This is a genomic window from Dietzia sp. SLG310A2-38A2, assembly GCF_014145095.1.
In the GTDB taxonomy this organism is placed as follows: Bacteria; Actinomycetota; Actinomycetes; order Mycobacteriales; family Mycobacteriaceae; genus Dietzia.
In genome coordinates, this window is sequence record NZ_JAALDX010000466.1 from 5713 (window position 1) to 5984 (window position 272).

The window sequence follows — 272 nt, forward strand, 5'->3', positions numbered from 1 at the left end:
ATCGCCCGGACCGGGTGTGGGTCGCTGACTTCACTTACGTCCGAACGTGGGCCGGCTTCACCTACGTCGCGTTCATCGTCGACGTGTTCGCGCAGCGCATCGTGGCGTGGAATGCAGCGACCACCATGGCCACGGATCTGGTGATGACGCCGCTGCGGATGGCGCTGTGGCAACGCGATCGCGAGGGGCACCCGGTCGAGCCGAAGTCGCTGATCAGCCACTCGGACGCAGGCAGTCAATATACATCTGTAGCGTTCACGGAACGTCTCGCC

Annotated in this window: 1 protein-coding gene; it reads left to right on the forward strand. The window is 64.0% G+C overall.

All coding sequences use genetic code 11. The features are described 5' to 3' along the window. On the forward strand, positions 1-272 hold a 272-nt coding region (locus tag G6027_RS15200), incomplete at both ends, for a DDE-type integrase/transposase/recombinase (protein ID WP_182637904.1).